Here is a 24,495-nt window from a genome sequence, read left to right on the forward strand (position 1 = left end):
AGCTTAGCCCATCATCTGATAGCTGACAGGCACAAAGCGGAACCCGTCCCCGCGCGGTTCCACATACCCCGCTGACGGGAACGGCATATGATACCCGATCATCGGAACCTTGTCGGCGGCCAGCATGCCCAGCACATTGCGGCGCGAGGCTGTTGCGGCGGGTTTGTCCATGTCAAACCGCACCTCCCACTCCGGATGCGCGAAGGACCAGATGTAGTGGTTCGCCAGATCCGCAGTCAGAACCAGCCGCTGACCGTTGCTTTCCAGATGATACACCGTGTGGCCGGGCGTGTGCCCATAGGCGGCAACAGCAGTAATGCCCGAGGCAACCTCGCCGCCGTCTTCGACAAAGGTCATCTTCTCAGCCAGCGGCGTAACCTTGGCTGCAACCAGATCGCCAACGCGATTGCCGGCTTCCTGCGCTGCCCAGAAATCGTACTCGGGCGATGCGGTGACATAGCGCGCATTGGTAAAGGTCGGAGCGTCATTGGTGGTCATGCCACCAATATGGTCGGGGTGCATATGGGTGATGACCACAACATCGATCTGATCAGGTGTTACGCCCGCATCCGCCAATGCAGCCTGAATGCCGCCCTGACCCAGGCCTGTGTCAAACAGCACCAGTTCCGATCCTGTGTTCACCAGAGTCGGAGTGAAATAGAAATGAGCCTTGTCGGCTGGAATGAAGTTTTCGGCTGAAACCTTCGCAAATTCCTCGTCCGTTGCACCACCGCCGAATATCTCCTTGGCGCCATCCCGCGGCAGACTGCCATCCAGCAAAGTTGTCACCGTAAAGTCGCCCAGATGAAAAGACTTCGCGATGGTCGAACTGGCCTTTGCCTCGCCTCCAGCTGCCAAAAGCGGAGTTGCCGCGGATGCAAATGGCAAAGTTGCGGCCGCGCCAAGGGCCGCCCGTCGTGTCATCTTGATGGTCATCTTTCTTCTCCCTGTCAGAGCATGATTGTGTGAAATAGATCAGTCAGGACCCGTCGCCACTGTATACGCCCATGATATACTCTGCGTGGTTGAACATTACGTGTTAATATTTGTTTAGGTCGCGAGCCCGGCCCTGCGGCCCGCGCTTTTGCCATTAGAAAAATCCAGATGCCGGGGCAGTGGGCACTCCTCGCTTCATCTTTTCCAAAATACTCTCGCCGAAGGCACGCGCCGCCCGGCGCGTTTTCCCTGTTTGGCTGGACAAAACCGCGTTCCTGTGACATGAGCCGCGCCAACAGGAGACACCCATGACAACGACCCGTTTCGCCCCGTCGCCCACCGGATACATCCATGTGGGCAACCTGCGCACCGCTCTGATGAATTACCTGATCGCACGCAAGGCAGGCGGCACATTCATCCTGCGTATCGATGACACCGACCCCGAGCGGTCGAAGGAAGAATATGTCGATGCGATCAAGCAGGATATGGAATGGCTGGGCCTGCACTGGGACCGCGTTGAACGCCAGTCCGAGCGGCTGGACCGCTATGCCGAGGCTGCGGATAAGCTGCGCGAGATGGGCCGGTTCTATGAGGCGTTCGAGACGCCGACCGAGCTGGATCTCAAGCGCAAGAAGCAACTGAACATGGGCAAACCGCCGGTCTACGACCGCGCAGCGCTGGCTTTGTCAGATGCCGAGAAAGATGCCCTGCGCGCCGAGCGTGGCAACGGGGTGTGGCGGTTCAAGCTGAACCATGAGCGGATCGAGTGGGCCGATGGAATTCTGGGCGATATCTCGATCGACGCGGCCTCGGTCTCTGATCCGGTACTGATCCGGGGCGACGGTCAGGTTCTCTATACCATTGCCTCAGTGGTGGACGATACCGAGATGGGCGTGACCGATGTGGTGCGCGGGTCGGACCATGTGACCAATACGGCAACGCAAATACAGATTATCGAGACTCTGGGCGGCACTTGCCCCCGCTTCGCACACCATTCGCTGCTGACCGGTCCGCAGGGCGAGGCTCTGTCTAAACGTCTGGGCACGCTGGCACTGCGGGATCTGCGGGAACAGGGTGTGCAGCCGCTGGCGCTGCTGAGCCTGATGGCGCGGTTGGGGTCGTCTGATCCGGTCGAATTGCGCTCGGACATGGCCGAACTGATCGATGGGTTTGACATCAACCGTTTTGGGGCGGCGCCGACCAAGTTCGACGTGCAGGACCTGTTCCCGCTCACGGCCAGGCATCTGCAGTCACTGCCGCTGGCAGAAGTGGCCGAAGCCGTCGCTGACGCAGGTGTTCCCGCCGATCTGGCCGAGCCGTTCTGGACTATGGCGCGCGAAAACATCACCACTTTGGCGGATCTCAAAGGCTGGTGGGAGCTGTGCCGCGATGGCGCAGAACCGCTGATTGCGGACGAGGATCGTGACTTCATCGCGGAGGCTATTGCGTTGCTGCCTGAGGGTCCCTTCGACGGCGAGACCTGGGGCAATTGGACCAAGGCGGTGAAAGAGGCGACGGGCCGAAAGGGCAAGGGCTTGTTCATGCCGCTGCGCAAGGCGCTGACCGGAATGGAGCGCGGGCCGGAGATGGCGGTTTTATTGCCGTTGTTGCAGGTCATCCGCGCGCGCGGATGACAGACGCGCCGTGCGGCGCGTGCCTCCGGCGGAGGTATTTTTGAACAGAAGAAGGGCAGCGGTGTCTCTGCCCATCCGTTATTCTGGCTGAATGATGCGGGTGGGCAACGTCTGCAAGCGGGCGTCGACAAAGCGACGCTCGGCGTCGGTTAACTGTTGGTGGCGTGGATAGCGGGGGTTGCTGCGGTCATTGATGATCGGTGTCTCCCAACCTTCGGTGGTGGCAAAAAACCGGTCTGCGCCATCCTCGCCGAACGCGTGCAGATAACCCTGGACCACCACGTCGAGATAGCTGAGCACCAGGGGGTGCCGATCTGTCGGCGAGGTGTGGCGCGCGGTTGGTACGGCGTAGACTGCGATTTCGACATCATGGGTCAGCGGGTGCGTGACCGACTGGGTCGCGGGGACCCGGTCATATGCCCATTCCCGTTCATCAAGCGCAGCCCAGTCGTTCTTTGGGACATGAGCAATCATGCCTTCGATTTCAGTGTCTTGGTCGGGGATCGCGGTCAGGAAGGCAACCGGGCGCAGGTCCGTGTGTCGCCAGGCACGCCGCCAGCCTTTCAGTTTGGCCGGTCGCGGGTCGGGAAAGTCGTGGGTCGCGAGGTTCACGAGGCTGCCGTAGCCAAAAAAGTAAGGGTCTGCCATAAGCCTCTGCGTCCTTTGATCACGATTGATGTATGTCAAACCGCTTTTTTGCCAAACATGCAATAAGATCGCATCTTGAAATTTGGGAGGTCATCATGCGGATCACCAAAAGGACGAATATAGCGGTGCGCCTGCTAATGTATTGTGCGGCGCATCAGGACCGGCTTGTCACCAAATCCGAAATTGCGGAAGTGTGCAACATCTCGGAAAACCATCTGGCGCAGGTGATCAACCAACTGAGTCAACTGGAGTATCTGAGCACGCAGCGGGGCCGCAATGGCGGTATGACTCTGGCGCGCGATGCGGATCAGATTCGCATCGGGTCTGTGTTCCGGCACGTGGAGGGCGCGCTGCCCATTGCCGAGTGTTTTGCGGACGCCGACAACACATGTCCACTGACAGATGCCTGCCGGTTGCGGCTGGCTCTGCAGGATGCGGCTGAGGTATTCTATGCCTCGCTGGACGAGATTACGCTGGACGCGTTGGTGTGCGACAACGACCAGTTGCTGCGGATTCTGCAACCGGTGGCTTGCGTGCGCTGAACTTAGTCGCTGGCCCGCAGAATCCGCGCCGGACGAACGGCCAGCGGGCGCAAGGCGAAAGCAAGTCCTGCGCCCAGCGTGACCAGAATGCCAGCCAACACAATTGTCACGGCCGATCGCCATATGATGGTGAAGTCAGTCTCGAAAATATTGGTCGCCACGGCCCAGCCGCCCAATATGCCCGTCAAAAGTGCGACACAACCCGCAGCGGCGCCCAGCAAGACAGCACGCAGCGCAAAGCTCAGCAGGATACGGGGACGGTTTGCGCCCAGTGTTTTCAGGATAGCTGCCTCGTACCGGCGGGCAGGTTCGCCTGCAGCGGCGGCGCCGATCAGCACCAGAAATCCGGTCAGCAGCGACACGCCCGCACCGTAGGAGGTGGCGGCCGCCACTCCGGCCAACAGGTCTGATACCCGGTCAATCGCGTCCCGCACCCGGATTGCTGTAATGTTTGGGTATTGCCCCGCCAAATCGCTTAGAATGGCGGCTTCGGCCTGTTCTTCGGCATAGACTGTCGCGATGAAGCTATGGGGGGCTCCGGCCAAGGCTGATGGGTTCATCGACATGACAAAGCCCATGCCTGCCGTGGAAAAATCGACCTCGCGGGTCGACGTCAGCGTGGCGGTGATGTCGCGGCCCAGAATGTTCACGGTTAGCTGGTCGCCGATGTTTAGACCCATCTCCTCGGCCTCTTCTGCGGCAAAGCTGACTTGCGGAGCGCCTGCGTAGTCCTGTGGCCACCATGTGCCATCGATGATGCGTGTTGTATCGGACGGCTGCGCGGAGTAGGTGACGCCCCGGTCGCCATCCAGAACCCAGTGATCCCCCGCCACGTCCCGGGCCGGCTGGTCGTTGATCCGGGTGATGATGCCCCGCAACATGGGTGCGCTTTCGATACGACTGACCTGGGGGTCCGTGCTCAGCCGTTCCATGAAGCCGGGCATCTGATCCTTCTGGATGTCGATGAAAAAATACGAGGGGGCCACATCGGGCAGGTTTCCCGAAATCGCGTTGCGCAAGGTGCCGTCAATCTGGCCGACCGCCGCCAGCACAGACAGGCCCAGACCAAGCGACAAAACGACAGATGCCGCGCCCTCGCGCGTGTCCGAGATCGCCACAAGCGCCCAGCGCAGGGCCGGGCGGCCCCGGGCCCACGGGGCGCAGGCGCGCGACAGGCGGCGAATACCGTAAGCCGAAAGTGCCAGCAGGATCAGGGCCCCCACCAACCCGCCGCTGGTCCACAGGGTCAATTTGACCGAGCCGCTGAACCAGGCCGCTGCCGCGATCAGGATCGAAAGACCGGCGGCAGTTGCCAGCAGATAAACGAACCGCGGCAGTGGGCTGGCCGTGGACAGCGCATCGCGGAACAGCGTTGCGGCGCGCACTTCTTCAGTTCTGGCCAGCGGCCAGAGGGTGAATAGAAAAGCGGTCAACAGACCATAAAGGGCGGCCTCGGCCAGAGGTTGAAGATACAGGGAAAACACCGCCGGAACCGGCAGGCGGCTTTCGATGACGGGGGCCAGCAGAAGCGGCAAAACTCCACCTAGCGCCAATCCGATGACAACCCCGATGACGGACAAGACACCGATCTGGATCACATAGGTCTGGAAGATGGTGATCCGGTCGGCGCCTATTGTGCGCAAAGTGGCGATGGTTTCGGTCTTTTGTGACAGGTAGGCGCGCACGGCTGCGGATACACCGATTCCACCAACGGCGAGACCTGACAGCCCCACCAGTACCAGAAAGGCGCTGAGGCGGGTTACGAACTCGGCGATACCAGGCGCACCATTGCGGGCATCCGTCCAGCGCATGCCGGTCCCGTCAAACGCCTGCGCTGCCCGGGCTGACAGCGCCGCCAGATCGGTGCCGGACGGCAGATCAAGCCGGTATTTGGTCGAAAACAGGGTGCCGGGTTCCAACAGGCCCGAGGTCCCAAGGTCCCGTGTGCGCACCAGCGTGCGGGGGCCAAGGCCGAAGCCATCGGCGGCCCCGTCGGGCTCATGCTCCAAGGCAGCCATCAGTACAAAGGTCTGTGCGCCAAGGGTAAAACGATCTCCGACCGACAGGCTCAGGCGGTCGATCAGGGCCTGATCCATCGCAGCGCCGGGCAAGCCTTCTGCTCCGGCAAACGTTGCGTCCAACCCGATATCGGGTGTCAGTTCTGCGGTGCCAAGTAACGGATAGGCGTCATCTACCGATTTCACCTGCGTCAGCGCGCGTTGGGCATCCGGACCTTCGCCCACAACGGCCATCGAGCGGAAATCGACCACCTCGGACACGTGTTGCGCAATCTGCGCCATCCACGCGCGTTCCTGATCGTCGGCGAACCGGTATGTGAATTCCAGCTGCGCGTCTCCGCCCAGCAAAGACGCGCCCTCCTGTGCAAGCCCGGTTTGGATCGCAAAGCGTACCGACCCGACGGCGGCGATGGCGGCGACACCCAAGGCGAGACAGGCCAGAAACACCCAAAACCCGCGCAAGCCGCCGCGCAGTTCGCGCCGGGCCAGCCGCCCTGCCAGGCGCAGGCTCATTCGGCGGCCTCGGCCCGGATCTCGTCGGCAATACGCCCGTCGCGCAGTCGCACGACGCGGTCACATTTCTGCGCCAGTGAATGGCTGTGAGTGACAAGCACAAGTGTCGCCCCGTGCTTGTCGCGCAGGCCAAACAACAGATCGACAATCGCTGCCCCGTTGGCCTCATCCAGATTGCCCGTTGGTTCATCGGCCAGCAGAATTCTGGGGCGCGGGGCCGAGGCGCGTGCCAGGGCGACACGCTGTTGTTCCCCGCCCGAAAGCTGCGCAGGATAATGGTCGCTGCGATGCGACAGGCCGACATTGGCCAGCTCGTCAGTTGCCCGATCAAACGCATCCTTGTGACCGGCCAGCTCAAGCGGAGTGGCAACGTTTTCCAACGCGGTCATGGTGGGGATCAGGTGGAAGTTCTGGAACACGACACCCATCGCGTCGCGCCGAAACCGGGCCAGCGCGTCCTCGTCCATCCGGGTCAGATCCTGACCCAATGCGCTGACGCTGCCGCCTGTGGCCTGTTCCAGCCCGCCCATCAACATCAGCAGGGACGATTTGCCGGACCCGGACGGCCCGACCAGTCCCAAACTCTCGCCTTCTTTTACCGTCAGCGAAATGTCGTGCAGAATATCCACCCGTCCGGCATTGCCATCCAGCGACAAAGCGGCATTCTCTAAGGTCAGAACAGAAGCTGTCATGTTTTGGTCCGAAAGGAGTACGGTCCCTTGGGATATGGCGCAGAAAGAAACGTGCGCAAGGCTTTGCTCTCTGGCGTGTTGATCTGTTGCGGTTTTGCCGCCACAGCCGAGCCGGTCGTGGTTGCCGCGCTGGGGGATTCGCTGACGCAAGGCTTTGGCTTGCCCGAACAGGATGGGTTTGTGCCCCAGCTGCAGCGCTGGCTTGAGGCCGAAGGTGCGGATGTCAGGCTGATCAATGCAGGCGTGTCCGGCGACTCCACGGCGGGTGGTGCCGCACGGGTGGACTGGACCCTGACGCCTGATGTGGACGGGATGATCGTGGCTCTGGGCGGCAATGACCTGTTGCGGGGGATCGATCCGGCGGTGTCGCGCGCCAACCTGGAATCGATCCTGACGGCGGCTGACGCGAAAAACGTCGATGTATTGCTGGTTGGCATGCAGGCGCCGGGCAATTACGGGGCCGACTACAAGCAGCGATTCGACGCCATGTATCCCGATCTGGCGCAGAGTTTCGGTACGCTCTATGCCCAGAGTTTCTTTTCCGGCCTGACTGCAGATGGTGATCCGCAAGCCGCGCAGACATACATGCAGCCGGATGGCATTCATCCCAATGCACAAGGGGTGGCGCTGATCGTCGAGGCGCTGGGCCCTCTGGTGTTATCGCTTGTCACGCAGGTCAACAATTAAGAGGACGCGATGCCCGGACGGTTATTCCTGACGAGACCCATAAAGGACATCGCAAAAATTCTGGGTGTTTCCGGTGAAGTTGCGCCGCAGCCACCCCGCAGGAACATCCAGCCGGGACAAGAGGTGATGGTTCTGAACCCGGACGGGCTAATACCGATGCGCTGGGGCATGATCCCGGTTGGGCGCGTCAACGCACGCGGGCGACCGGTGATGGAGACGATCATCAACGCCCGCTCGGAAACGCTGTTTGACAAAAGCGCGTTCGAAGGTGTTCGGCGCGCAATCATTCCCGTCGACGGCTGGTACGAATGGACAGGTGAAAAGCGCCGTAAAACGGCCTGGCGTATCCGCGCGTCGGATGGTTCGCCTTTGCTGTTTGCGGCGATCTCTGACACGTGGGCTGCTCCGGGTGGGCATCGGGTCGATCAGGTCGCGGCGGTGACTTGCGAGCCAAATTCCGACGTCCAGCCAATCCATCACCGCATGGGCGTGTTGCTGGAACGGGACGCCGTTCAGACTTGGCTGACGGGAACCGAGACCCAGGCAAAAGATGTGGTCCGCCCATGGCCCGACGGTCGCCTGACGATTGACAAGGCGGATGATGTGGATTGGGCCGCGCCCTAGACCACAGTCACAACGGTTCCGATAGGCACCCGGTTATAGAGGTCGATCACATGCTCGTTCAGCATCCGGATACACCCGTTCGATGCGGCACGCCCGATGGTCTGGGGTTGCGTGGTGCCATGAATACGGAAATAGGTATCAACCCCGTTTTGGAACAGATAAAGCGCCCGTGCGCCCAGTGGATTGTCTCCGCCTCCGGGCTGCACATAGTCATTGTCTTTGAAACGGGCATAGGTGACGGGTTCCCGTTCGATCATCTCATCTGTAGGCCGCCACGTTGGCCACTCTTTCTTGACGTCAATGGTCGCGGTTCCGGTGAACTCCAACCCGGCACGCCCGACGCCGCAGCCATATCGGACCGCTTTGCGCGGCTCGGTGACATAGTACAGGTAGAATGAACGCGGAACGACCAGCAGCTGACCCGGTTGGAACTGCTTCTTGATCCGCACGAATTGAGGTGTCGGATCGTATTCGACCGCCTTCTTGGCGCTGGCGATACCCGGTAACAGACTGGCAGCTGTTCCGGCCAGGAAAATACGCCGTGTGAACATGGGTTGGCTCCCCTAAAAGACCAAATAAATCATGACGCTAGTTTTGAAATGATAGCGGATTTGGTCAATCACCGGGGAAAGATAACCCAAAAGTGATGTATTCCCAATGTCACACAGTTGCTTTGGGTTTTGGGATAGGGCGGGAAAAATCCCGCCCTTTGAACAGCTTAGGCCAGCTGGATGTTGTCGGCGCTTTCGCGGCCGTCACGACCGGCGCGCAGCTCGTACGTGACTTTCTGGTTGTCGGCCAGACCGGTGAGGCCCGAACGCTCGACAGCCGAGATGTGCACGAACACGTCTTTGCCGCCTTCTTCCGGTGCAATAAAGCCGAAGCCTTTGGTGGTGTTAAACCATTTTACGGTGCCTGCGGGCATATCCGTTTCTCCTGTTTAAGTGCTGCCCACGGTGTTGCGGCAGCCCGGCGTCGTTGTCTGGATCGATAGACTGAGCGCCGTAATAGGAGACAGTAGGTCGAAAAAGAATAACGTAAGCAAGCCCGGTATGGCACCGCGCACTCGCTGTGACAAGAGAGATGCGCGCTCTTTCAAGTGGTTTTGAGCGTGTTCACGCCGTCCACCTCACTGATTTTGGGCCGCTTTGCCGAGCCCCCTCGGGGCCCGGCCGCTGCTTTGTGCGCACTGTCAGCCGAACACCCGACCCAGCGCACCGTCAACCGCGTCAGTGATCTGGTCGATATCATCCGCCGTTGCGATCAATGCGGGCGAGAAGCACAATGTGTTGTTCTTGCCCGGGACCGAGCGGTTGGTCACGCCGATGATTACGCCTTGCGCCATGCAATCGGCTACGACCGCCTGCGCCTGCTTCTCGTGTACCGGATCACGGGTCTCACGATCCGATACCAGCTCGGCACCCAGAAACAGGCCCTTGCCGCGTACATCGCCGATGACCTTGTGCTTTTCCATCAGCGCATGAAGATTGCCCATCATGCGCGCGCCCATGTCGGTGCAGTTCTGCAGCAGGTTTTCGTCCTCGATGATGCGCATATTCTCAATCGCGGCCGCCGGACCGGCGGTGCAGCCGCCAAAGGTCGAGATATCACGGAAATAATTCATCGGGTCGTCTGCGTTGTCCTTGAACATGTCAAAGATTTCCTCGGTCGTGACCAGACAGGCAATCGCCGCATAGCCCGAGGCGACACCCTTTGCCATGGTCACAAAGTCTGGCTTCACACCGTATTGCTGATAGCCAAACCATGTGCCGGTGCGGCCAACCCCGCAGACGACCTCGTCAATGTGCAGAAGGATATCGTATTTCTTGCAGATCTCCTGCACGCGCTGCCAATAGCCCTCGGGCGCTTCAATGACGCCGCCACCTGCCGTGACCGGCTCAAGGCACAGGGCGCCAACAGTATCGGGGCCTTCGCGCAGGATGACCTCTTCGATCTGATCGGCGGCCCATTCGCCGAAATTCTCTTCGGGTGCGCCATCCAGCTCATGTTTGCGGTATTCCATGCAATGGGGCACGCGCACGAAATCCGGCGCGAAGGGGCCGTATTGCGCGTTGCGTTCCTCCTGACCGCCCGCCGACATCGCCGCCAGAGTCGAGCCGTGATAGTCGCGGTCGCGGTACAGGATCTTGGTCTTCTTGCCGCCGTATTTCTTGTGGGCAATCTGGCGGACCATCTTGAAGGCTTTCTCATTCGCCTCAGAGCCGGAGTTCATGTAGTAGACCCGGCTCATCCCCGGCATCTTGCTGATCAGTTTTTCGGCAAAGATCGACCCGGGGATCGAGCCCGCCGACTGGGCGAAATAGCACAGTTTCATCAGTTGGTCATAGACGGCCTTGCAGATCGATTCGCGGCCATAGCCCACATTCACCGTCCAGACCCCGCCAGAAACGGCATCCAGATGCTCTTTGCCTTTCTGATCCCAGACGCGCATGCCCTTGCCTTCGACAATGATGCGCGGGTCGTTGGTTTCAAAAGGTTTATGCTGGATCAGGTGGTGCCAGATATGGGCGCGGTCGGCTTCGACCACGCGGGATAGATCGTTTTCGTTGAACGTGCCGTCCATGACATGTCCTTTCAGAATTTTGCGGTGTTCGGGCGTAAATGCCGCGCCGTCCGGCCAGTGATTTCGATGGCACAGATCACCGCGAATGATTGGTCGGAGATAGGGCCAGATTGCACTATCGCATAGCACCAGTCCACGGAAAAACAGTTCGAGAAAGACGCTGCTGCCGGGGCTGCGGGCACAAGGTCGTACGGGATATCTGCGGTGCAGAGAAGTCGCTCAACTGTCCGGTTTGTCGAATATTGTGAGGTCAAGATCCAGCATCTCGCCCATCCAGATCGCCCGATCACGGTGATCTGCCAGATGATCTCCTGTCTCGGGGTGGGTGAAGATCGTCAGGGCCTGCCGGTTCAGCATCAGCCAGGGGATCACCTGATCGAACGCCTCGGGTGCAAAGGCCAACTGACAGCTCCAGCGTGGATGCGGTCCGACGTTCCGGGCATGCATCCGCCCCATCTCGACCGCGAACAGCTGTGCCGCTTGCTCGCATATCTGTTGCGCCAAATTCTGAGTGTCGGCATCGAAGTAGACGTGTGCATGGTAGCCGGTGATCTGGATCATCTAAAACCTCGCTGCTGTTTCCGGCAGCTTAGACCAGGATCGAACCCTCATAAATACGCAGCCAGTCACAGAGCTTGTGCGATGGCTCAGGCCGGAGCGTGCAAATCCGGATGCGCAGCCTGAAAGGCCGGGTGAGCAGTGCAAGTTATTTCGACCTTCTGAATACGCGGCAAACCATCCAGATCGACCCCCCAGCGGCGCGCATTGTATAGCTGGGGCATGAGGCAAAGATCAGCGAGCCCGGGCTGGCCTCCGGCGCAGAACGGGGCTGGTTCAAAACCGTCAAGCAACGCTTCGAAAGCCAGAAGGCCAGGGCGGATGAAATGGCGCATCCAGTCGCCCGGCATGTCGCCTGCCCCTTGTGCCAAGGCCGTGGCGTGCCTGGCGACCGAAAGGTTGCAGACCGGATGCACATCCACAGCGACGCTGTGCGCCAGCGCCTGAACCGCGGCCCGTTTTGCCGGATCATCAGGCAAAAGGCCCATCTGTCTGGTCTGATCCAGATACTCCAGAATCGCCAGCGATTGAGTCAGTCGCAGCCCATCTATGTCCAGGACCGGAACCAGTCCTTGCGGGTTGCGTGACAAGTGGTCGGCCGTGCGATGGGTGCCGGCAACCAGATCGACCGAGACGGGGCGATAGGCGATGCCCGCAAGGTTCAGCGCGATCCTTACGCGGTAGCTGGCAGAGGATCGCCAATAGTCATAAAGAACCACATCCGACATTTGAGGCTCAGCCTGCATCGTCGGACAAGGCGGCTGCTTTCAGCGCCTGTTTCAGAACGTTGCCGTCGCCAATATGGTTGGCAAGAACCAGCAGAAGCCGGGCGTTCAACGCATCACCCAGAGCTTTGTCCAGCCCTTCATGCGCCGCCAGCAGGTCAGCATAGAAATCATCGGCGTTGTCCAGGTTTGGTGTAAGGATCAGATCGGCCATGGTGCTTACTCCTTGCCCGTGGCCCGGCGGACCGCGTGACGGAATGCGTTTTCTTCATATGTATCGCGGCGGGCGGCCACATGCTGGTCGGGGCGGATCAGATAAACCGCGCTGGTGGCATTGCCGAGATAGCGATGCTTCAGTTCCAGCGTCGGGTCGTCTTTCACCGACAAGGCGACGCGGTTGACCGTGATCCCGTCCACTTCGATCTCGTCCGGCGCATCGGCGTCAATGGTCAACAACGTGAACTTGCCCGACAGATTGGGCAACAGGAACCCGTCACCCACCGGCGCATCCGGGCAGGCCGAGCCCGGGCGGGTGATTGCTGGCCCGTCCAGCGCATCGGCAGAGTTCAGCACCGAGCCATCATAGGTGCAAGGTACGCTCAGCCGTCCGGAATTGACCAGAGGACGGGCGAAATCATAATGCTCGCTGAGGTCCAGAACCGCGTCGCGCAGAAGACGGGACATTTCCGATTTCGGCGTTATGAAATCAGTGGAACGGGTAGAGTTCAGAATATTCTCGTCCGCGCCCACGATCCGCTCGGCATTGTAGCTGTCCAGCAGGGTTTCGGGGGCTTTTCCATCCAGAACGAGTTTCAGTTTCCAGCACAGATTATCCGTGTCCTGCAGGCCGGAATTCGCCCCGCGCGCGCCAAAGGGGCTGACCTGATGGGCGCTGTCGCCTGCAAACAGGACCCGGCCGTGGCGAAAATCCTCCATCCGGCGGCATTGGAAAGTGTAGATGCTGACCCACTCAAGCTCGAACTCGACATCGTCGCCCAGCATCGCCTTGAGGCGGGGGATCACGTTTTCGGGGCGCTTTTCACGCTCTTTGTCGATGTCCCAGCCCAACTGCAGGTCAATACGCCAGATATTGTCGGGCTGTTTGTGCAGCAGCGCCGATTGCCCCTTGTTGAAAGGCGGATCGAACCAGAACCAGCGTTCGGTCGGAAAATCGGCCTCCATGATGACATCGGCGATCAGGAAATTGTCTTCGAACACGCGGCCCACGAAATCCAGACCCAGCATGCGGCGGGTTGGCGAGTTCGCCCCGTCGCAGGCGATCAGCCAATCAGCCTCGATCGTGTACGAGCCTTCGGGCGTTTCGACTTCGAGCTTGACGTGATCGTCATGAGTGCCGATCGCCTCGACCTTGTTGCGCCCCCGGATTTCCAACGGCGCGCCTGCGTCCTGCAATGCGCGAATGCGGTCGACCAGAACCTGTTCGAAATAATATTGCTGAAGGTTGATGAAAGCGGGGTTCGCATAGCCGTCATCGGGTTGTAGGTTGAACTGATAGACATCGCGGTCGTCAAAGAACACCTTGCCCACATTCCACTGAACGCCTTTTTCGACCATCGGCTGGCCCGCGCCCAAACGGTCGGCAATATCAAGCGTGCGTTGCGAGAAGCAGATCGCGCGGCTGCCGAAGCTGACTTTGTCATTGTCATCGAGAACAACCACTTCGACCCCCTGCTGCGCCAGATCGATGGCTGCAGCCAGACCAACCGGACCTGCACCAATGACGATAACCTTGTGTCGGACGGGGGTCGGTGCATCCTGATCCGGGCTACGTGTGTAGCTATAGAGTGGCACTTCGAAAATCTTGTTCATGGGCTCTCTCCCCAATTCTGATGCGCACGCGGCGCAGACATCCGATCCCCGACCAGTGATAGCCGCAGGTTCAACCTTATGGTTTCATCGATTTCAGGCGGGCAAAACGATCTGGATCAAATCCGCCCGCTTTTCCTTAGTCTTGCAGGGCCTCCCACATCTCAAGATCGCGCTGCGCGGTCCAGATGCGAGGGGTGTCGATGCCGCGCGCCTCGTCATAGGCGCGGGCGACGTTGAAGGGCAAACAGTGTTCGTAAATCGCGTAGTCGGCAAATTTCGGATCGCATTCGGCGCGTACTGCGTCCCAGGCTTCCTTCAGGCTGCCACCGCGCGCCGCGACTTTTGCTGCCGGCCGGTAGGTGCTTTCCACGAAATCGCGGGTGTTTTCGATGGCCGCGTTGACCATGTCCTTGCCGATCAGAGCGTCTCCGCGCCCCGGCGCGATGGCGTCCACGTCGAACCATTTGATCTCGTCCAGCGTGTCCCCCCAGTCACTGAAATGCCCGTCGCCGCAATAGCAGGCCGAGTGGTATTCGACGATGTCACCGGTGAACATGACGTTCTGATCGGGCACATAAATCACGATATCGCCTGCGGTGTGGGCACGACCCAGATGCATCAGGTCGATCCGGCGGTTGCCCAGATAAACGGTCATCGTGTCGCTGAATGTGGTGGTGGGCCATGTAAGGCCCGGGATGCTTTCATGTCCTTGGAACAGACGAGGGAAACGCTGGAATTCACTGTCCCAATCCTCTTGTCCGCGTTCGACCACCATCGCGCGGGCCATGTCCGACATCAGAATCTGTTGCGCGCCAAACGCGCTGGCGCCCAGCACACGGACGGCGTGGTAATGGGTCAGCGCCACGTGCGTGATCGGCTTGTCCGTCACCGATCGGACACATTCGATCACCTTGTTGGCCAGACGCGGTGTTGCCTGCGCTTCGACAATCATCACGCTATCATCACCGATAATGACGCCCGAGTTCGGGTCGCCTTCGGCGGTGAAGGCGTAAAGGCCCTCGCCCACCTCGGTGAAGCTGATGTTTTTTTCTGACATGTCCCCCTGGGACGCGAATGCCTTGGCCATGTTGGGTCCGTCCTTGTTTGGTTGCGCCGGTGGTACGTGCGGGACGCCTCCGGCGGGAGTATTTGGGAAAAGATGAAGGGCTGGTTCTATCTTTCGTAAGGGTTTTCGAGAGCGGGCAGGACCGAGCCGGTGCAATCGCCGAAGCCGATCGTGTAGCCATCGCCATATGCGGCGCCCTGCAGGGTCAGTGTGTCGCCATCTTCGATGAAGCTGCGGCTTTCGCCGGTATCGAGCATCAGTGGTTCTTTGCCGCCCCAGCTGAGTTCCAGCAACGAGCCGCGTTCGGGTTTGGTCGGGCCGGAGATGGTGCCGGACCCGAGCAGGTCGCCTGTGTTCATCGGGCAGCCCGAGGTGGTGTGATGGGCCAGTTGCTGGGCCGCGGAATAGTACATCTCGCGGTAGTTTGTCTGTATGATTGTGCTGGCGGCTTTGCCGTCAGGTGCCATGGTGACCTTGAGGTCGATGTCATAGAGCATCGGGCCACAGTCTTTCAGATGGTCCAGCAACTCGAATTCGCGTGTGGGTGTGTCGCAGCGGAACGGCTCAAGCGCGGCTTTGGTCACGATCCACGGGCTGACGGATGTGGCTGTGGCCTTGGCCTGGAACGGGCCGAGGGGCTGGTATTCCCAGGCCTGAATGTCGCGGGCGGACCAGTCGTTCAGCAGGACATAGCCGAAGATGTTGTTATCCGCCTCTTGCACCGAGATTGGTCCGTCCGAGGGGGTTCCGACGATTGCGCCCATTTCCAGTTCGATGTCGAACCGGCGGCAGGGCAGAAAAGCCGGGCGATCGTAATCGGGGGATTTCAGCTGGCCCCAAGGGCGGCGAATGTCGGTGCCGGACACAACAACCGACGAAGCGCGACCGTTATAACCGATTGGGATATGCAACCAGTTCGGCGGCAACGCATTTTCCGGGCCGCGAAACATGGTGCCGACGTTCTGAGCATGATGTCGGCCAGCATAGAAATCTGTATATTCGCTGACAGCAAACGGCATGTGCAGCTCTGCTTCGTTTTGCGCGACCAGCAGTGGCTCGACCTTCTGTTGTTCGTCGGACCCGTCCGACAGCAGTGTCACCAGGCGGTCGCGCAGCGCGGCCCAGACTGCGGGGCCTTGCTCCATCAGCGGGTTCCAGAAGGGTATGTCGAACAAAGGCTCATCGGCCAGATCGATGAGGCCCTCGTGCTCGGCGCGGGTGACATCCAGGATCATGTCCCCGATGGCCACGCCGCAGCGCGGGTCGGTGTCGCCCGTTGAGAACACGCCGTAAGGAAGGTTGTTCAGCGGAAAGGGATGGCTGGCCGAATTGGCTGAAGCAACCCAGGATTTCATCAATGGCATATTTGGTCCTTGTTTTTCAAAACCGGATCATTGGGCGGAGCGCAGTGATTTCAGTCCCAGCATCACTGCGGCCAGGATCATGAAGCTGCCGCCAGCACGATCAAGCCAAAGCCGCGCCGGACCCTTGAGCCGTGCCGCCAACCAGCTGGCGCTGCCGCCGTACAGGGTCAGAGACACACCATCAAGGGTCAGATAGGTGATGGAGAGAATTGCGAATTGAGGCCAGAACGGCAGCGATCCGTCAATGAATAGGGGAAACAGCGCGGCAAAGAACACCACCGCCTTCGGGTTGGCGGCCGAGGTGACGAAACCCTGCATCCAGAGGGATTTTCGGCTGGCCCGCGTTGCGGCGTTTGGTGCATTTGGGCTGGCCTTCGATATCATGCGAAACCCGAGAAACAGCAGATAGGCGACGCCCAGCCATTTGATCACGGTCAGCGCTGTGCCCGATGCTGCAATGATGGCTGCCAGTCCCAGACCGGCCGCCAGCATTTGCATCATGTTGGCCGTCAGGTCTCCGGCAGCGGTAAACAGCCCGCGCCGCAGACCGTTCACCGCGGAATTCGAGAGCATCAGCAACTGGCTTGGGCCGGGTGTGCTCATCAACAGCAACACGGTGGCGACATAGGTTATCCAGACATCGATGCTCATGATTGCTCACTTCTTGCCGGGGGTTCCGTCGAACTTTTTCTCAAGCGAGGTCCAGCAGTCAATATAATCGTCCTGCAACGGGGCCTCGTTGGCGGCAAATTGTGTAAGATGCTGCGGGAAGCGGGTTTCCAGCATGAAGGACATGGTGTTATCCAGCTTGTCCGGGCCGAGATTGGAGGTGGACGCCTTTTCGAACGCTTCCTTGTCGGGTCCGTGCGGGATCATCATGTTGTGCAGGCTCAGCCCGCCGGGAACAAAGCCCTGCGGTTTGGCGTCGTACTGGCCGTAGATGTTGCCCATCAGCTCGGACATGATGTTCTTGTGATACCAGGGTGGGCGGAACGTGTCCTCCATCACCATCCAGCGTTCACGGAACAGGACAAAGTCGATATTGGCTGTACCCGGCTGGCCCGAAGGTGCGGTCAGGACAGTGAAGATCGACGGATCAGGGTGGTCGAACAGGATCGCGCCGACCGGGCAATAGGTGCGCAGATCGTATTTGTAAGGCGCGTAATTGCCGTGCCAGGCCACCACGTCGAGTGGACTTTGGTCGATCTGAGTGGTGTGGAACTGCCCGCACCATTTGATCGTCAGGGCCGAGGGCACCTCGCGGTCCTCGAATGCCGCCACAGGTGCCTTGAAATCGCGCGGATTGGCCATGCAGTTGGCGCCGATCGGGCCGCGCCCGGGCAGCTCGAATTTCTGGCCGTAATTTTCGCAGACAAAACCGCGGGCTGGGCCTTCCAGCACTTCGACCCGGTAGACCAGCCCCCGCGGGATGATGGCGATTTCCTTGGGCTCCAGATCAATGATCCCCAGCTCGGTCGCAAATCGCAGGCGGCCTTCCTGTGGCACCACCAGCATTTCGGAATCGGCCGAGAAGAAATAGGCATCCTGCATCGACTCGGTGACCAGATAGACGTGGCTGGCCATGCCGACCTGCGTGTTGACGTCGCCTGCGGTGGTCATCGTGCGCATGCCGGTCAGCCATGTCAGGCCTTCATCTGCATGTTGCACTGCATCCCAGCGATACTGGCCCAGGCTGATCACATCGGGATCAACGCAGGGGGCAGATTTCCAATACGGCAGATCGATCTTTTCATAGCGGTGCGAATGCTTGACCGATGGGCGAATGCGGTAACACCATGTCCGCTCGGGCGGGTTGGCGGTAAAGGCAGTGCCGCTAAGCTGTTCACCATAAAGGCCATAGTTGCAGCGTTGCGGGCTATTCATGCCCTGAGGCAGCGCGCCGGGCAGGGCCTCGGTTTCGAAATCATTGCCAAAACCGGGCATATAGCCTGCATGTGTGCCAACGGGGGTACTGGCCTGAGTCAGTGCGTGCGGATCAGTCGGACGGTTCATCCTGTGCTCCTTTCATTTGCTGCTTGTCGGATAATAGTTGATTTTGTAACTAACAACCATGAGCAACACTGAATCCACAAAAAATGATGACTTTGATTTGCGGAATTTCCTGCCGTACCTGCTAAACCGGGCGGCGGAAGAAAGTTCGCTTGAATTTCAGCGGGTTTACAAAGACCGATACGGCATGTTGCGCACCGAATGGCGGGTGCTGTTTCATCTGGGCAATCATGGCGAGATGACCGCGAAGGCGATCGGGGAACAGGCTAAAATCCACAAGACCAAGATCAGCCGGGCCGTCAGCAAGCTGGAACAGCGCCGATTCCTGATCCGCACCCGCAGCCAGAATGACCGCCGGGTCGAACTGCTGTCGCTGACGCCGCACGGTCACGCGGCTTATCGGGACCTGAGGGGTGTCGCGGCGCAATATGATGCTAAGCTGGCCGGGTTGTTTGATCAGAACGAGGTCGAGCTGCTGCGCCATATGCTTCGGCGGTTGTCGCATATGGGGTGATCTATGGTAAATTCGGCTGTTCATCCCCAGATGACACACAGGACGAACACAGGAACGTGAGATGACAGCCCCCAACCCTAACGCGGCAAAGTCCGGTGACCTGATCAACTGGATTGTCGACCGTAGCCTGAAGGGCGCGGACAAGGAAGAATTGCTGGATGGCTACTGCACCCGGCTGGTTGAGATGGGTGTCCCGTTGATGCGGTTTCACGCCGCGCAATCAGCGCTACATCCGGTGTATGGCGGCACGGGCTATAGCTGGTATCAGGGGCGTGGCGGTGACTATCAGAAGTTCGAGTATTCGGAAGAAGTTGGCGAGGACTGGCAGAACAGCCCTCTGTACGCGATTCTCAACAGCGACACAGAAGTTGTGCATGAACGTATGTACGAGCGCAACGAACCCAGCCGCTATCCGCTGATCAACGAGCTGCGGGAAATCGGTGCCACCGAGTATTACGCAACCGGTGTGACGTTCGATTTGCCATCCAACAGTTTGCCGAAAGACGCCAAAAGGCCGGTGGACGGGGTTTTGCTGTCCTGGACCTCAGATGCGCCTGAGGGCTTTGCCGAGGGCGATCTGAAACTGATCGACACCGCGCTGCCGCATCTGGGTCTTGCGTTGAAATCCGCCTCAAATGCGCGGATTTCAAAGGATCTGATGCGTGTGTATCTGGGCCGCGATGCGGGGCGGCGCGTGTTGTCCGGCGAGATTCGTCGCGGGTCGTTGCAGCAGATTGATGCGGTGATCTGGAACTTTGATCTGGAAGGATTCACCAGCCTGTCCGAGGAACTGCCGGGCAACGAGATTATCGACATGCTGAACGACTATCTGGCCGTCGTCGTGGGCGTTGTGCATGACAATGGTGGCAATATCCTGAAATTCATGGGCGACGGGCTGATGGCCATGTTCGATGTCGGCGATATTGACGAAGATGCCCGCGCGGCGCTGGCAGCCGTGCCGGATCTGCGAACTCGCATGGCCGCGTTGAATACCCGACGCACAGAGGCCGGGTTGCCCGTCGCGAATTTCACGCTGGCGCTGCATTCCGGTGAGATTTTGTACGGCAATATCGGGTCCGAGACACGGCTGGATTTCACAGTGATTGGCCCTGCTGTCAACCAGACCGCGCGGATTGCCGGCATGCACCGGTCGCTGGGGCAACGCATCCTGATCTCGGACGATGTGGCGCAGGCGGCGCAGCCCTGCAATCAGGACCTGATCTCGGTCGGGCGTTATATGCTGCGCGGGGTGCCTGAACCCAAAGAGCTGTTTACCGTCTATAACGGCACCAAATAGCTTTCGTATGCCGCGTTTGCGCGGCTCAGGTTCAGCCCGGTGGCGGGCACACAACCTCGATCAGAGAGGGGCCGTCGCTGCTCAGACCATCGGACAGGGCCTTTACGAACTGGTCGATATCCTCGGCGCGGGTTCCGGGAACGCCATGTCCCTTTGCCAACGCCACCCAGTCCAGCACTGGGTTTTCGACATCAAACATGGCCTGCGCGTTGCTGCCATATTTTTCAACGCCGACATTTGTCAGCTCATCACGCAGAATCTGATAGCCGCGATTGGCAAAGACCACGACGGTCACATCGAGGTTTTCGCGTGCCATGGTCCACAGGGACTGCAGCGTATACATCGCCGACCCGTCGCCGGTCAGGGCGATGACTTTGCGGTCAGGGCAGGCGATGGCTGCTCCTGTGGCGCAAGGCAGGCACAGGCCGATGGCGCCTCCGGTCCCGGACAACACCTCATGGGGGCGGGCGGTTGCCATTGGTGGAATCACGTGGAACCCGGATGTAACCGATTCATTACACACAATCGCGCCTTCCGGGATCAGCGCCGCCAAAGCCTGCCCGACCTTATCCAGGGACATCTGCCCGCTCGGCACATCCGGCAGGTTCAAGGGCACGAGGGCGGCTTGGGTTTGTTCGGTGACCCCGACCGCATCCGCCAGCGCCTGCAGGGTCCAGTCGATGTCATCCGTTGGCAGGCACAGGCTGGTGACCGGGCATCCGGGCGGTTCGGGCAAGCTGGGTTTGCCGGGGTAGGCAAAGAAGGCCACAGGCCTGTCACTGCCGATCAGAGTGATCGAGGACGTGCCCTCCAACTGTTCGATTTTGGGCGTGATCGGATAGACAAGCTGTTCCAGACGGGCGGTCCCGGCCCCCTTCGAGATACGCGGGATCAAGGTGTCGGCCAACAACCGGCAACCGGTGGCGGCTGCGATCCGACCTGCCAATTGCCGCTGTGCGCCAAAAAGCGCCGCGCCTCCGATCAGCAAAGCCGCGCCCGGCGACCTTAACCGTTTGGCGGCAGCTTCAATCTCATCCGTTGACGGGCGCGTCAAAGGTGGTTGCCCGGCGGCTTGGCGCGGCGTCGTATCGGCACTGTCCCATGCGGCATCCGCAGGCAGAACCAGCGTGGCGATCTGCCCGTTCCGGGACCGCGCCGCCTGAATGGCGGCCGCCCCGTCAGCGGCAACATCACCGGCCGCGCCAGAGATGCGCGTCCAATGACTGACAGACTGGCTGACGCCCGGAATGTCGCCCTTCAGTGGACTTTCATACCTCAGATGGTGAGAAGCATGATCGCCCACCACATTCACGATCCCGGACCCGGCCTTGCGGGCATTGTGCAGGTTGGCAAAGGCATTCCCGAAGCCTGGGGCCAGATGCAGAAGGGTCCCGGCCACATCGCGTTTCATTCGGTAATACCCGTCCGCTGCACCTGTCGTGCCGCCTTCGAACAGGCACAGCACGCAATTCATCTCGGGGTGATCGTCCAGCGCGGCGACAAAGTGCATCTCGGATGTGCCGGGATTGGCAAAGACCGTATCCAGACCATTGTGCAGGAAGGTCTTTACCAGAGAATATGCACCGTTCATGTGATCACCTTCGTTCAGCTATGGGGCTGACCATAGGCGAACGCGGCCCGCATGGTAATCCGAATTACGGCTGAGGTCCGGGACAGGCAGCTTGGTCGCTAGAAATCAATCTCGACGCCGGGCAGGTTCAGCTCTTTCATCATGTCGCGCAATTCCTGGCGCGCGGCGATGTTCGAGATATTAAGCTGTTTGACACCGATATCCTTGAGATCCAGCAGAGTCAGTCCGCGCGGGAACAGCTCGCGAAAGATAACCCGTTCCGAGAAGCCCGAGGCCACGCGGAAGCCGATGCGCTGCGACAGCATCTCGATGGCGCGCTGCATCTTTTCCTTGTTGACCATGCGCTGGGTGCCGACGCGGTTGCGCACCACCACCCAGTCAATAGGTTTCAGTCCCGCCTGCGCACGCAACTGGCGCGCGTTCCACACCATTTCGGAATAAACCGACGGCCCAAGGATTTTCTCGCCCTTTGAATCGATCCGTGCCAGCAGGTCGAAATCGATGAAACTGTCATTGAGCGGCGTAACCAATGTATCGGCCAGCGAATGTGCGACCTGACTGAGGCGCGTGTGCGAACCGGGACAGTCGATCAGGATAAAGTCGCTGTCACTTTCCAACTCGGCCACAGCGGCGGACAGGCGATGGTCATAGATGTTTTCGCCGGGTTTCAGAGTGGTCGCATCGATCTCGGGCAGATCGTGATGGCGCGGGCTGGGCAGGTGCAGATCCGAGCCGTTGACGAAGTTCAGCCGGTTTTCAAAGTACCGTCCAAGACTGCGCTGCCGCAAATCCAGATCCAGTGTGCTGACCTTGTGCCCCAACCGGGCCAAAGCGGTGGCCACATGCATCGAGACGGTCGATTTCCCGGCGCCGCCCTTTTCGTTTCCGACCACAATAATATGTGCCATGCCTGTATTCCCACGTCCCGCAGTGTTTGCCACCGGTTGTTGGCCGCTACTATATGTTGTGTCAGCGGGGAAGGGAAGAACCTCGCGTGGGCTCAGTCGGGAATTACAGAGACTAATTTGAAAAAATGATTGCTGGGCACGGGTTATATATGATGCGATGCCAAGGCAGATGCCTCGTATAGCGGTCTCAGCAACGGATATGGGGAAAAGGCTTCGAGTGGGTCATCTGTTTTTGAATGCTCTGACCATAGTTTTGCACATCCTGACCTGTGCCGGATTCGGGTGCGCACAGGTGGTATTCAAGCGCCGTTTCACAAGGTCTTGGGTGGCATGTCATCGCGGAAAGGCTATCCAACGCTGATCACCCCTCACCTGTCTACGTCCAGCGCCACAGATGCCGTTTTCGTGATTTGAAAATCGATGGTGGCTGCGTGAGTGTGCGCCGAACTCTGACATCTGCCCGGAAAAGGATAATCTCATGATCGGATACGTAACCATCGGTGTTTCGGATATGGAACGCGCCAAGGAGTTTTATACTTCGCTGTTTGCCGACAAGGGGGCGAAGGTTCAGATGGATGCGGGCCGCATTGCTTTCATTGGCGCGGAACCGGGGACGCCGATGGTGGCAGTCTGCAATCCTTACGATGGCAATACGTGTGCGCCGGGCAATGGCAACATGATTGCTTTTGCGGCCGAGGACAAAGATGCCGTTTCAACCATGTATCAAAAAGCTCTGAGCCTTGGTGCCACCGACGAAGGCGAGCCGGGCCAGCGGGTCCCTGATGTGTTTTACGGCGCATATGCGCGCGACCCCGATGGCAACAAGTTGTGCTTTTACGTTTTTGGCTAAGATCCGAGATCGATGAAAGAAAAAGGCCGCCCCGTTTGGGCGGCCTTTCGCGTTCGAACCGGGGTCGGGATTAAAAGCCCAGACCTTCGTATTTCTTCTTGAACTTCGACACACGGCCGCCGGCGTCCATCAGACGCGCGCCGCCACCGGTCCATGCGGGGTGCACGGAGGGGTCGATTTCCAGAGCCAGCTGGTCGCCCTCGGCGCCCCAGGTGGATTTCATCTGAACCACGGTGCCATCGGTCAATTTGACGTCGATGACGTGATAATCGGGATGGATGTCTTTTTTCATCTTTCCGCTCCTTACGCCTCGGCGCCAGCCTTGGGCTTGTAGTTGGTGACCTCTGCGATACGTGCGGATTTACCGCGACGGGTGCGCAGATAGTACAGTTTGGCGCGACGGACGCGGCCACGGCGGACAACGGTGATGCTGTCGATGTTGGTCGAATGCAGCGGGAATACACGCTCTACGCCTTCGCCAAACGAAATCTTACGGACGGTGAACGAACCGGCGATGCCGCTGCCACCTTTGCGCGCGATGCAGACACCTTCGTAGTTCTGCACACGGGTGCGCGACCCTTCGGTCACTTTAAAGCCGACACGGATGGTGTCACCGGCTTTGAAATCGGGGATGTCCTTCCCCAGGGCGGCAATCTGTTCCGCCTCAAGCTGTGCGATCAGGTCCATCGCATTTACTCCTATATGCTCGTGGTTGGTCCACGAAGTTTGGGCACGGCCTGAGAGCTCTTGGTCTTCACCGGGTCCTGCGTACAGCCCGCCAGAGGTCAGATCGAATGTTCCTTTGGTCCGGTTCGCCCTGTCGCGCCGTGGGCTGAAGAAAGCCAGGCGTCACGACATGGACAAAGCCAAAACACCGGAGTCGCATCTCGCGGCACCGGATTGC

At 59.7% G+C, this 24,495-nt stretch carries 26 protein-coding genes; 7 read left to right on the forward strand and 19 right to left on the reverse strand.

Going from position 1 to position 24,495, the window contains the following annotated elements:
• Positions 1–3 precede the first annotated feature (3 nt).
• On the reverse strand, positions 4–936 hold the full coding sequence (locus ACR0K4_RS10070; protein ID WP_480518410.1) for an MBL fold metallo-hydrolase: 933 nt from the start codon (positions 934–936) through the stop codon (positions 4–6).
• Between the two features lie 308 nt (positions 937–1,244).
• Between ACR0K4_RS10070 and gltX the strand changes: the two genes are divergently transcribed.
• On the forward strand, positions 1,245–2,570 hold the full coding sequence (gltX, locus tag ACR0K4_RS10075) for a glutamate--tRNA ligase (RefSeq protein ID WP_480518412.1): 1,326 nt from the start codon (positions 1,245–1,247) through the stop codon (positions 2,568–2,570).
• A 78-nt stretch (positions 2,571–2,648) separates the two neighbouring features.
• Here the strand turns inward: gltX and ACR0K4_RS10080 are convergent, their stop codons facing one another.
• The gene (locus tag ACR0K4_RS10080) at positions 2,649–3,218 is read right to left on the reverse strand and encodes a gamma-glutamylcyclotransferase family protein (protein WP_480853854.1); all 570 of its coding nucleotides are present in this window, start codon (positions 3,216–3,218) and stop codon (positions 2,649–2,651) included.
• Positions 3,219–3,313: 95 nt separating this feature from the next.
• Between ACR0K4_RS10080 and ACR0K4_RS10085 the strand changes: the two genes are divergently transcribed.
• On the forward strand, positions 3,314–3,760 hold the full coding sequence (locus ACR0K4_RS10085; protein ID WP_480853855.1) for an RrF2 family transcriptional regulator: 447 nt from the start codon (positions 3,314–3,316) through the stop codon (positions 3,758–3,760).
• 2 nt (positions 3,761–3,762) lie between these two features.
• Here the strand turns inward: ACR0K4_RS10085 and ACR0K4_RS10090 are convergent, their stop codons facing one another.
• Together ACR0K4_RS10090 and ACR0K4_RS10095 are read right to left on the reverse strand one after the other, a co-directional pair.
• Positions 3,763–6,291 (reverse strand): ABC transporter permease, encoded by a 2,529-nt coding sequence (locus ACR0K4_RS10090; protein WP_480853856.1) that lies wholly within the window; start codon positions 6,289–6,291, stop codon positions 3,763–3,765.
• Positions 6,288–6,983, reverse strand: coding sequence for an ABC transporter ATP-binding protein (locus ACR0K4_RS10095; RefSeq protein WP_480853857.1), 696 nt, complete (start codon positions 6,981–6,983; stop codon positions 6,288–6,290). The genes ACR0K4_RS10090 and ACR0K4_RS10095 overlap by 4 nt, the downstream gene beginning before the upstream one ends.
• Positions 6,984–7,010: 27 nt before the next feature.
• Here ACR0K4_RS10095 and ACR0K4_RS10100 point away from each other — a divergent pair, with 27 nt between their 5' ends.
• Together ACR0K4_RS10100 and ACR0K4_RS10105 are read left to right on the forward strand one after the other, a co-directional pair.
• Positions 7,011–7,670: an arylesterase gene (locus ACR0K4_RS10100; protein WP_480853858.1), complete on the forward strand. Its 660-nt coding sequence runs from the start codon at positions 7,011–7,013 to the stop codon at positions 7,668–7,670.
• 9 nt (positions 7,671–7,679) lie between these two features.
• Complete coding sequence (locus ACR0K4_RS10105) at positions 7,680–8,294, forward strand: SOS response-associated peptidase (RefSeq protein WP_480853859.1); 615 nt, start codon at positions 7,680–7,682, stop codon at positions 8,292–8,294.
• On the opposite strand, the gene ACR0K4_RS10110 is transcribed toward ACR0K4_RS10105, so the two are convergent.
• The 11 genes from ACR0K4_RS10110 to hmgA form a co-directional block, all read right to left on the reverse strand.
• Positions 8,291–8,845, reverse strand: a complete 555-nt coding sequence (locus ACR0K4_RS10110; protein ID WP_480853860.1) for a L,D-transpeptidase — start codon at positions 8,843–8,845, stop codon at positions 8,291–8,293. The two genes, ACR0K4_RS10105 and ACR0K4_RS10110, sit on opposite strands and share 4 nt — an antisense overlap.
• Positions 8,846–9,012: 167 nt before the next feature.
• The gene (locus ACR0K4_RS10115; protein WP_298850459.1) at positions 9,013–9,219 is read right to left on the reverse strand and encodes a cold-shock protein; all 207 of its coding nucleotides are present in this window, start codon (positions 9,217–9,219) and stop codon (positions 9,013–9,015) included.
• Positions 9,220–9,486: 267 nt separating this feature from the next.
• Positions 9,487–10,878, reverse strand: coding sequence for an aminotransferase family protein (locus ACR0K4_RS10120; RefSeq protein ID WP_480518428.1), 1,392 nt, complete (start codon positions 10,876–10,878; stop codon positions 9,487–9,489).
• A 219-nt stretch (positions 10,879–11,097) separates the two neighbouring features.
• The gene (locus ACR0K4_RS10125) at positions 11,098–11,439 is read right to left on the reverse strand and encodes a DOPA 4,5-dioxygenase family protein (protein WP_480853861.1); all 342 of its coding nucleotides are present in this window, start codon (positions 11,437–11,439) and stop codon (positions 11,098–11,100) included.
• An 86-nt stretch (positions 11,440–11,525) separates the two neighbouring features.
• A complete protein-coding gene (gene maiA / locus ACR0K4_RS10130) occupies positions 11,526–12,164 on the reverse strand; it encodes a maleylacetoacetate isomerase (RefSeq protein ID WP_480518432.1) in 639 nt (212 codons plus the stop codon).
• Positions 12,165–12,171: 7 nt separating this feature from the next.
• Positions 12,172–12,375 carry a DUF2783 domain-containing protein gene (locus ACR0K4_RS10135; protein WP_480518434.1) on the reverse strand — a complete coding sequence of 68 codons (204 nt, stop codon included), beginning with the start codon at positions 12,373–12,375 and terminating at the stop codon, positions 12,172–12,174.
• Positions 12,376–12,380: 5 nt separating this feature from the next.
• Positions 12,381–13,991: an FAD-dependent oxidoreductase gene (locus ACR0K4_RS10140; RefSeq protein WP_480853862.1), complete on the reverse strand. Its 1,611-nt coding sequence runs from the start codon at positions 13,989–13,991 to the stop codon at positions 12,381–12,383.
• A 136-nt stretch (positions 13,992–14,127) separates the two neighbouring features.
• A complete protein-coding gene (locus ACR0K4_RS10145; protein WP_480853863.1) occupies positions 14,128–15,078 on the reverse strand; it encodes an MBL fold metallo-hydrolase in 951 nt (316 codons plus the stop codon).
• A gap of 86 nt (positions 15,079–15,164) precedes the next feature.
• On the reverse strand, positions 15,165–16,421 hold the full coding sequence (gene fahA, locus ACR0K4_RS10150) for a fumarylacetoacetase (RefSeq protein WP_480853864.1): 1,257 nt from the start codon (positions 16,419–16,421) through the stop codon (positions 15,165–15,167).
• 27 nt (positions 16,422–16,448) lie between these two features.
• Positions 16,449–17,072: a LysE family translocator gene (locus ACR0K4_RS10155; protein WP_480853866.1), complete on the reverse strand. Its 624-nt coding sequence runs from the start codon at positions 17,070–17,072 to the stop codon at positions 16,449–16,451.
• A 6-nt stretch (positions 17,073–17,078) separates the two neighbouring features.
• Positions 17,079–18,434 carry a homogentisate 1,2-dioxygenase gene (gene hmgA / locus ACR0K4_RS10160; RefSeq protein ID WP_480853867.1) on the reverse strand — a complete coding sequence of 452 codons (1,356 nt, stop codon included), beginning with the start codon at positions 18,432–18,434 and terminating at the stop codon, positions 17,079–17,081.
• Positions 18,435–18,492: 58 nt separating this feature from the next.
• Between hmgA and ACR0K4_RS10165 the strand changes: the two genes are divergently transcribed.
• Together ACR0K4_RS10165 and ACR0K4_RS10170 are read left to right on the forward strand one after the other, a co-directional pair.
• Positions 18,493–18,945 (forward strand): MarR family winged helix-turn-helix transcriptional regulator, encoded by a 453-nt coding sequence (locus ACR0K4_RS10165; protein ID WP_480853868.1) that lies wholly within the window; start codon positions 18,493–18,495, stop codon positions 18,943–18,945.
• A 61-nt stretch (positions 18,946–19,006) separates the two neighbouring features.
• On the forward strand, positions 19,007–20,242 hold the full coding sequence (locus ACR0K4_RS10170) for an adenylate/guanylate cyclase domain-containing protein (RefSeq protein ID WP_480853870.1): 1,236 nt from the start codon (positions 19,007–19,009) through the stop codon (positions 20,240–20,242).
• 31 nt (positions 20,243–20,273) lie between these two features.
• Here the strand turns inward: ACR0K4_RS10170 and ACR0K4_RS10175 are convergent, their stop codons facing one another.
• The gene (locus ACR0K4_RS10175; RefSeq protein WP_480853871.1) at positions 20,274–21,833 is read right to left on the reverse strand and encodes an acetolactate synthase large subunit; all 1,560 of its coding nucleotides are present in this window, start codon (positions 21,831–21,833) and stop codon (positions 20,274–20,276) included.
• Positions 21,834–21,931: 98 nt separating this feature from the next.
• Positions 21,932–22,741 (reverse strand): division plane positioning ATPase MipZ, encoded by an 810-nt coding sequence (locus ACR0K4_RS10180; protein WP_480518452.1) that lies wholly within the window; start codon positions 22,739–22,741, stop codon positions 21,932–21,934.
• Between the two features lie 478 nt (positions 22,742–23,219).
• On the opposite strand from ACR0K4_RS10180, the gene ACR0K4_RS10185 reads away from it, so the two are divergent.
• A complete protein-coding gene (locus tag ACR0K4_RS10185) occupies positions 23,220–23,591 on the forward strand; it encodes a VOC family protein (protein WP_480853872.1) in 372 nt (123 codons plus the stop codon).
• A 70-nt stretch (positions 23,592–23,661) separates the two neighbouring features.
• Here ACR0K4_RS10185 and rpmE read toward each other — a convergent pair whose 3' ends face one another.
• A complete protein-coding gene (gene rpmE, locus ACR0K4_RS10190; protein ID WP_420586214.1) occupies positions 23,662–23,883 on the reverse strand; it encodes a 50S ribosomal protein L31 in 222 nt (73 codons plus the stop codon).
• 11 nt (positions 23,884–23,894) lie between these two features.
• A complete protein-coding gene (gene rplS / locus ACR0K4_RS10195; protein ID WP_039541573.1) occupies positions 23,895–24,278 on the reverse strand; it encodes a 50S ribosomal protein L19 in 384 nt (127 codons plus the stop codon).
• Between the last annotated feature and the right edge of the window lie 217 nt (positions 24,279–24,495).

The sequence above is a fragment of the Ruegeria sp. K11 genome, from assembly GCF_056531905.1.

Coding starts and splice junctions, on each gene's coding strand:
- ACR0K4_RS10095 (WP_480853857.1), bottom strand. CDS start 6,983: ATGACAGCTTCTGTTCTGACCTTAGAGAATGCCGCTTTGTCGCTGGAT.
- ACR0K4_RS10085 (WP_480853855.1), top strand. CDS start 3,314: ATGCGGATCACCAAAAGGACGAATATAGCGGTGCGCCTGCTAATGTAT.
- ACR0K4_RS10110 (WP_480853860.1), bottom strand. CDS start 8,845: ATGTTCACACGGCGTATTTTCCTGGCCGGAACAGCTGCCAGTCTGTTA.
- ACR0K4_RS10175 (WP_480853871.1), bottom strand. CDS start 21,833: ATGAACGGTGCATATTCTCTGGTAAAGACCTTCCTGCACAATGGTCTG.
- ACR0K4_RS10170 (WP_480853870.1), top strand. CDS start 19,007: ATGACAGCCCCCAACCCTAACGCGGCAAAGTCCGGTGACCTGATCAAC.
- maiA (WP_480518432.1), bottom strand. CDS start 12,164: ATGTCGGATGTGGTTCTTTATGACTATTGGCGATCCTCTGCCAGCTAC.
- ACR0K4_RS10145 (WP_480853863.1), bottom strand. CDS start 15,078: ATGGCCAAGGCATTCGCGTCCCAGGGGGACATGTCAGAAAAAAACATC.
- ACR0K4_RS10070 (WP_480518410.1), bottom strand. CDS start 936: ATGACCATCAAGATGACACGACGGGCGGCCCTTGGCGCGGCCGCAACT.
- fahA (WP_480853864.1), bottom strand. CDS start 16,421: ATGCCATTGATGAAATCCTGGGTTGCTTCAGCCAATTCGGCCAGCCAT.
- ACR0K4_RS10115 (WP_298850459.1), bottom strand. CDS start 9,219: ATGCCCGCAGGCACCGTAAAATGGTTTAACACCACCAAAGGCTTCGGC.
- ACR0K4_RS10120 (WP_480518428.1), bottom strand. CDS start 10,878: ATGGACGGCACGTTCAACGAAAACGATCTATCCCGCGTGGTCGAAGCC.
- ACR0K4_RS10165 (WP_480853868.1), top strand. CDS start 18,493: ATGAGCAACACTGAATCCACAAAAAATGATGACTTTGATTTGCGGAAT.
- rplS (WP_039541573.1), bottom strand. CDS start 24,278: ATGGACCTGATCGCACAGCTTGAGGCGGAACAGATTGCCGCCCTGGGG.
- ACR0K4_RS10090 (WP_480853856.1), bottom strand. CDS start 6,291: ATGAGCCTGCGCCTGGCAGGGCGGCTGGCCCGGCGCGAACTGCGCGGC.
- gltX (WP_480518412.1), top strand. CDS start 1,245: ATGACAACGACCCGTTTCGCCCCGTCGCCCACCGGATACATCCATGTG.
- ACR0K4_RS10180 (WP_480518452.1), bottom strand. CDS start 22,741: ATGGCACATATTATTGTGGTCGGAAACGAAAAGGGCGGCGCCGGGAAA.
- rpmE (WP_420586214.1), bottom strand. CDS start 23,883: ATGAAAAAAGACATCCATCCCGATTATCACGTCATCGACGTCAAATTG.
- ACR0K4_RS10155 (WP_480853866.1), bottom strand. CDS start 17,072: ATGAGCATCGATGTCTGGATAACCTATGTCGCCACCGTGTTGCTGTTG.
- ACR0K4_RS10080 (WP_480853854.1), bottom strand. CDS start 3,218: ATGGCAGACCCTTACTTTTTTGGCTACGGCAGCCTCGTGAACCTCGCG.
- ACR0K4_RS10105 (WP_480853859.1), top strand. CDS start 7,680: ATGCCCGGACGGTTATTCCTGACGAGACCCATAAAGGACATCGCAAAA.
- ACR0K4_RS10125 (WP_480853861.1), bottom strand. CDS start 11,439: ATGATCCAGATCACCGGCTACCATGCACACGTCTACTTCGATGCCGAC.
- ACR0K4_RS10185 (WP_480853872.1), top strand. CDS start 23,220: ATGATCGGATACGTAACCATCGGTGTTTCGGATATGGAACGCGCCAAG.
- ACR0K4_RS10135 (WP_480518434.1), bottom strand. CDS start 12,375: ATGGCCGATCTGATCCTTACACCAAACCTGGACAACGCCGATGATTTC.
- ACR0K4_RS10140 (WP_480853862.1), bottom strand. CDS start 13,991: ATGAACAAGATTTTCGAAGTGCCACTCTATAGCTACACACGTAGCCCG.
- hmgA (WP_480853867.1), bottom strand. CDS start 18,434: ATGAACCGTCCGACTGATCCGCACGCACTGACTCAGGCCAGTACCCCC.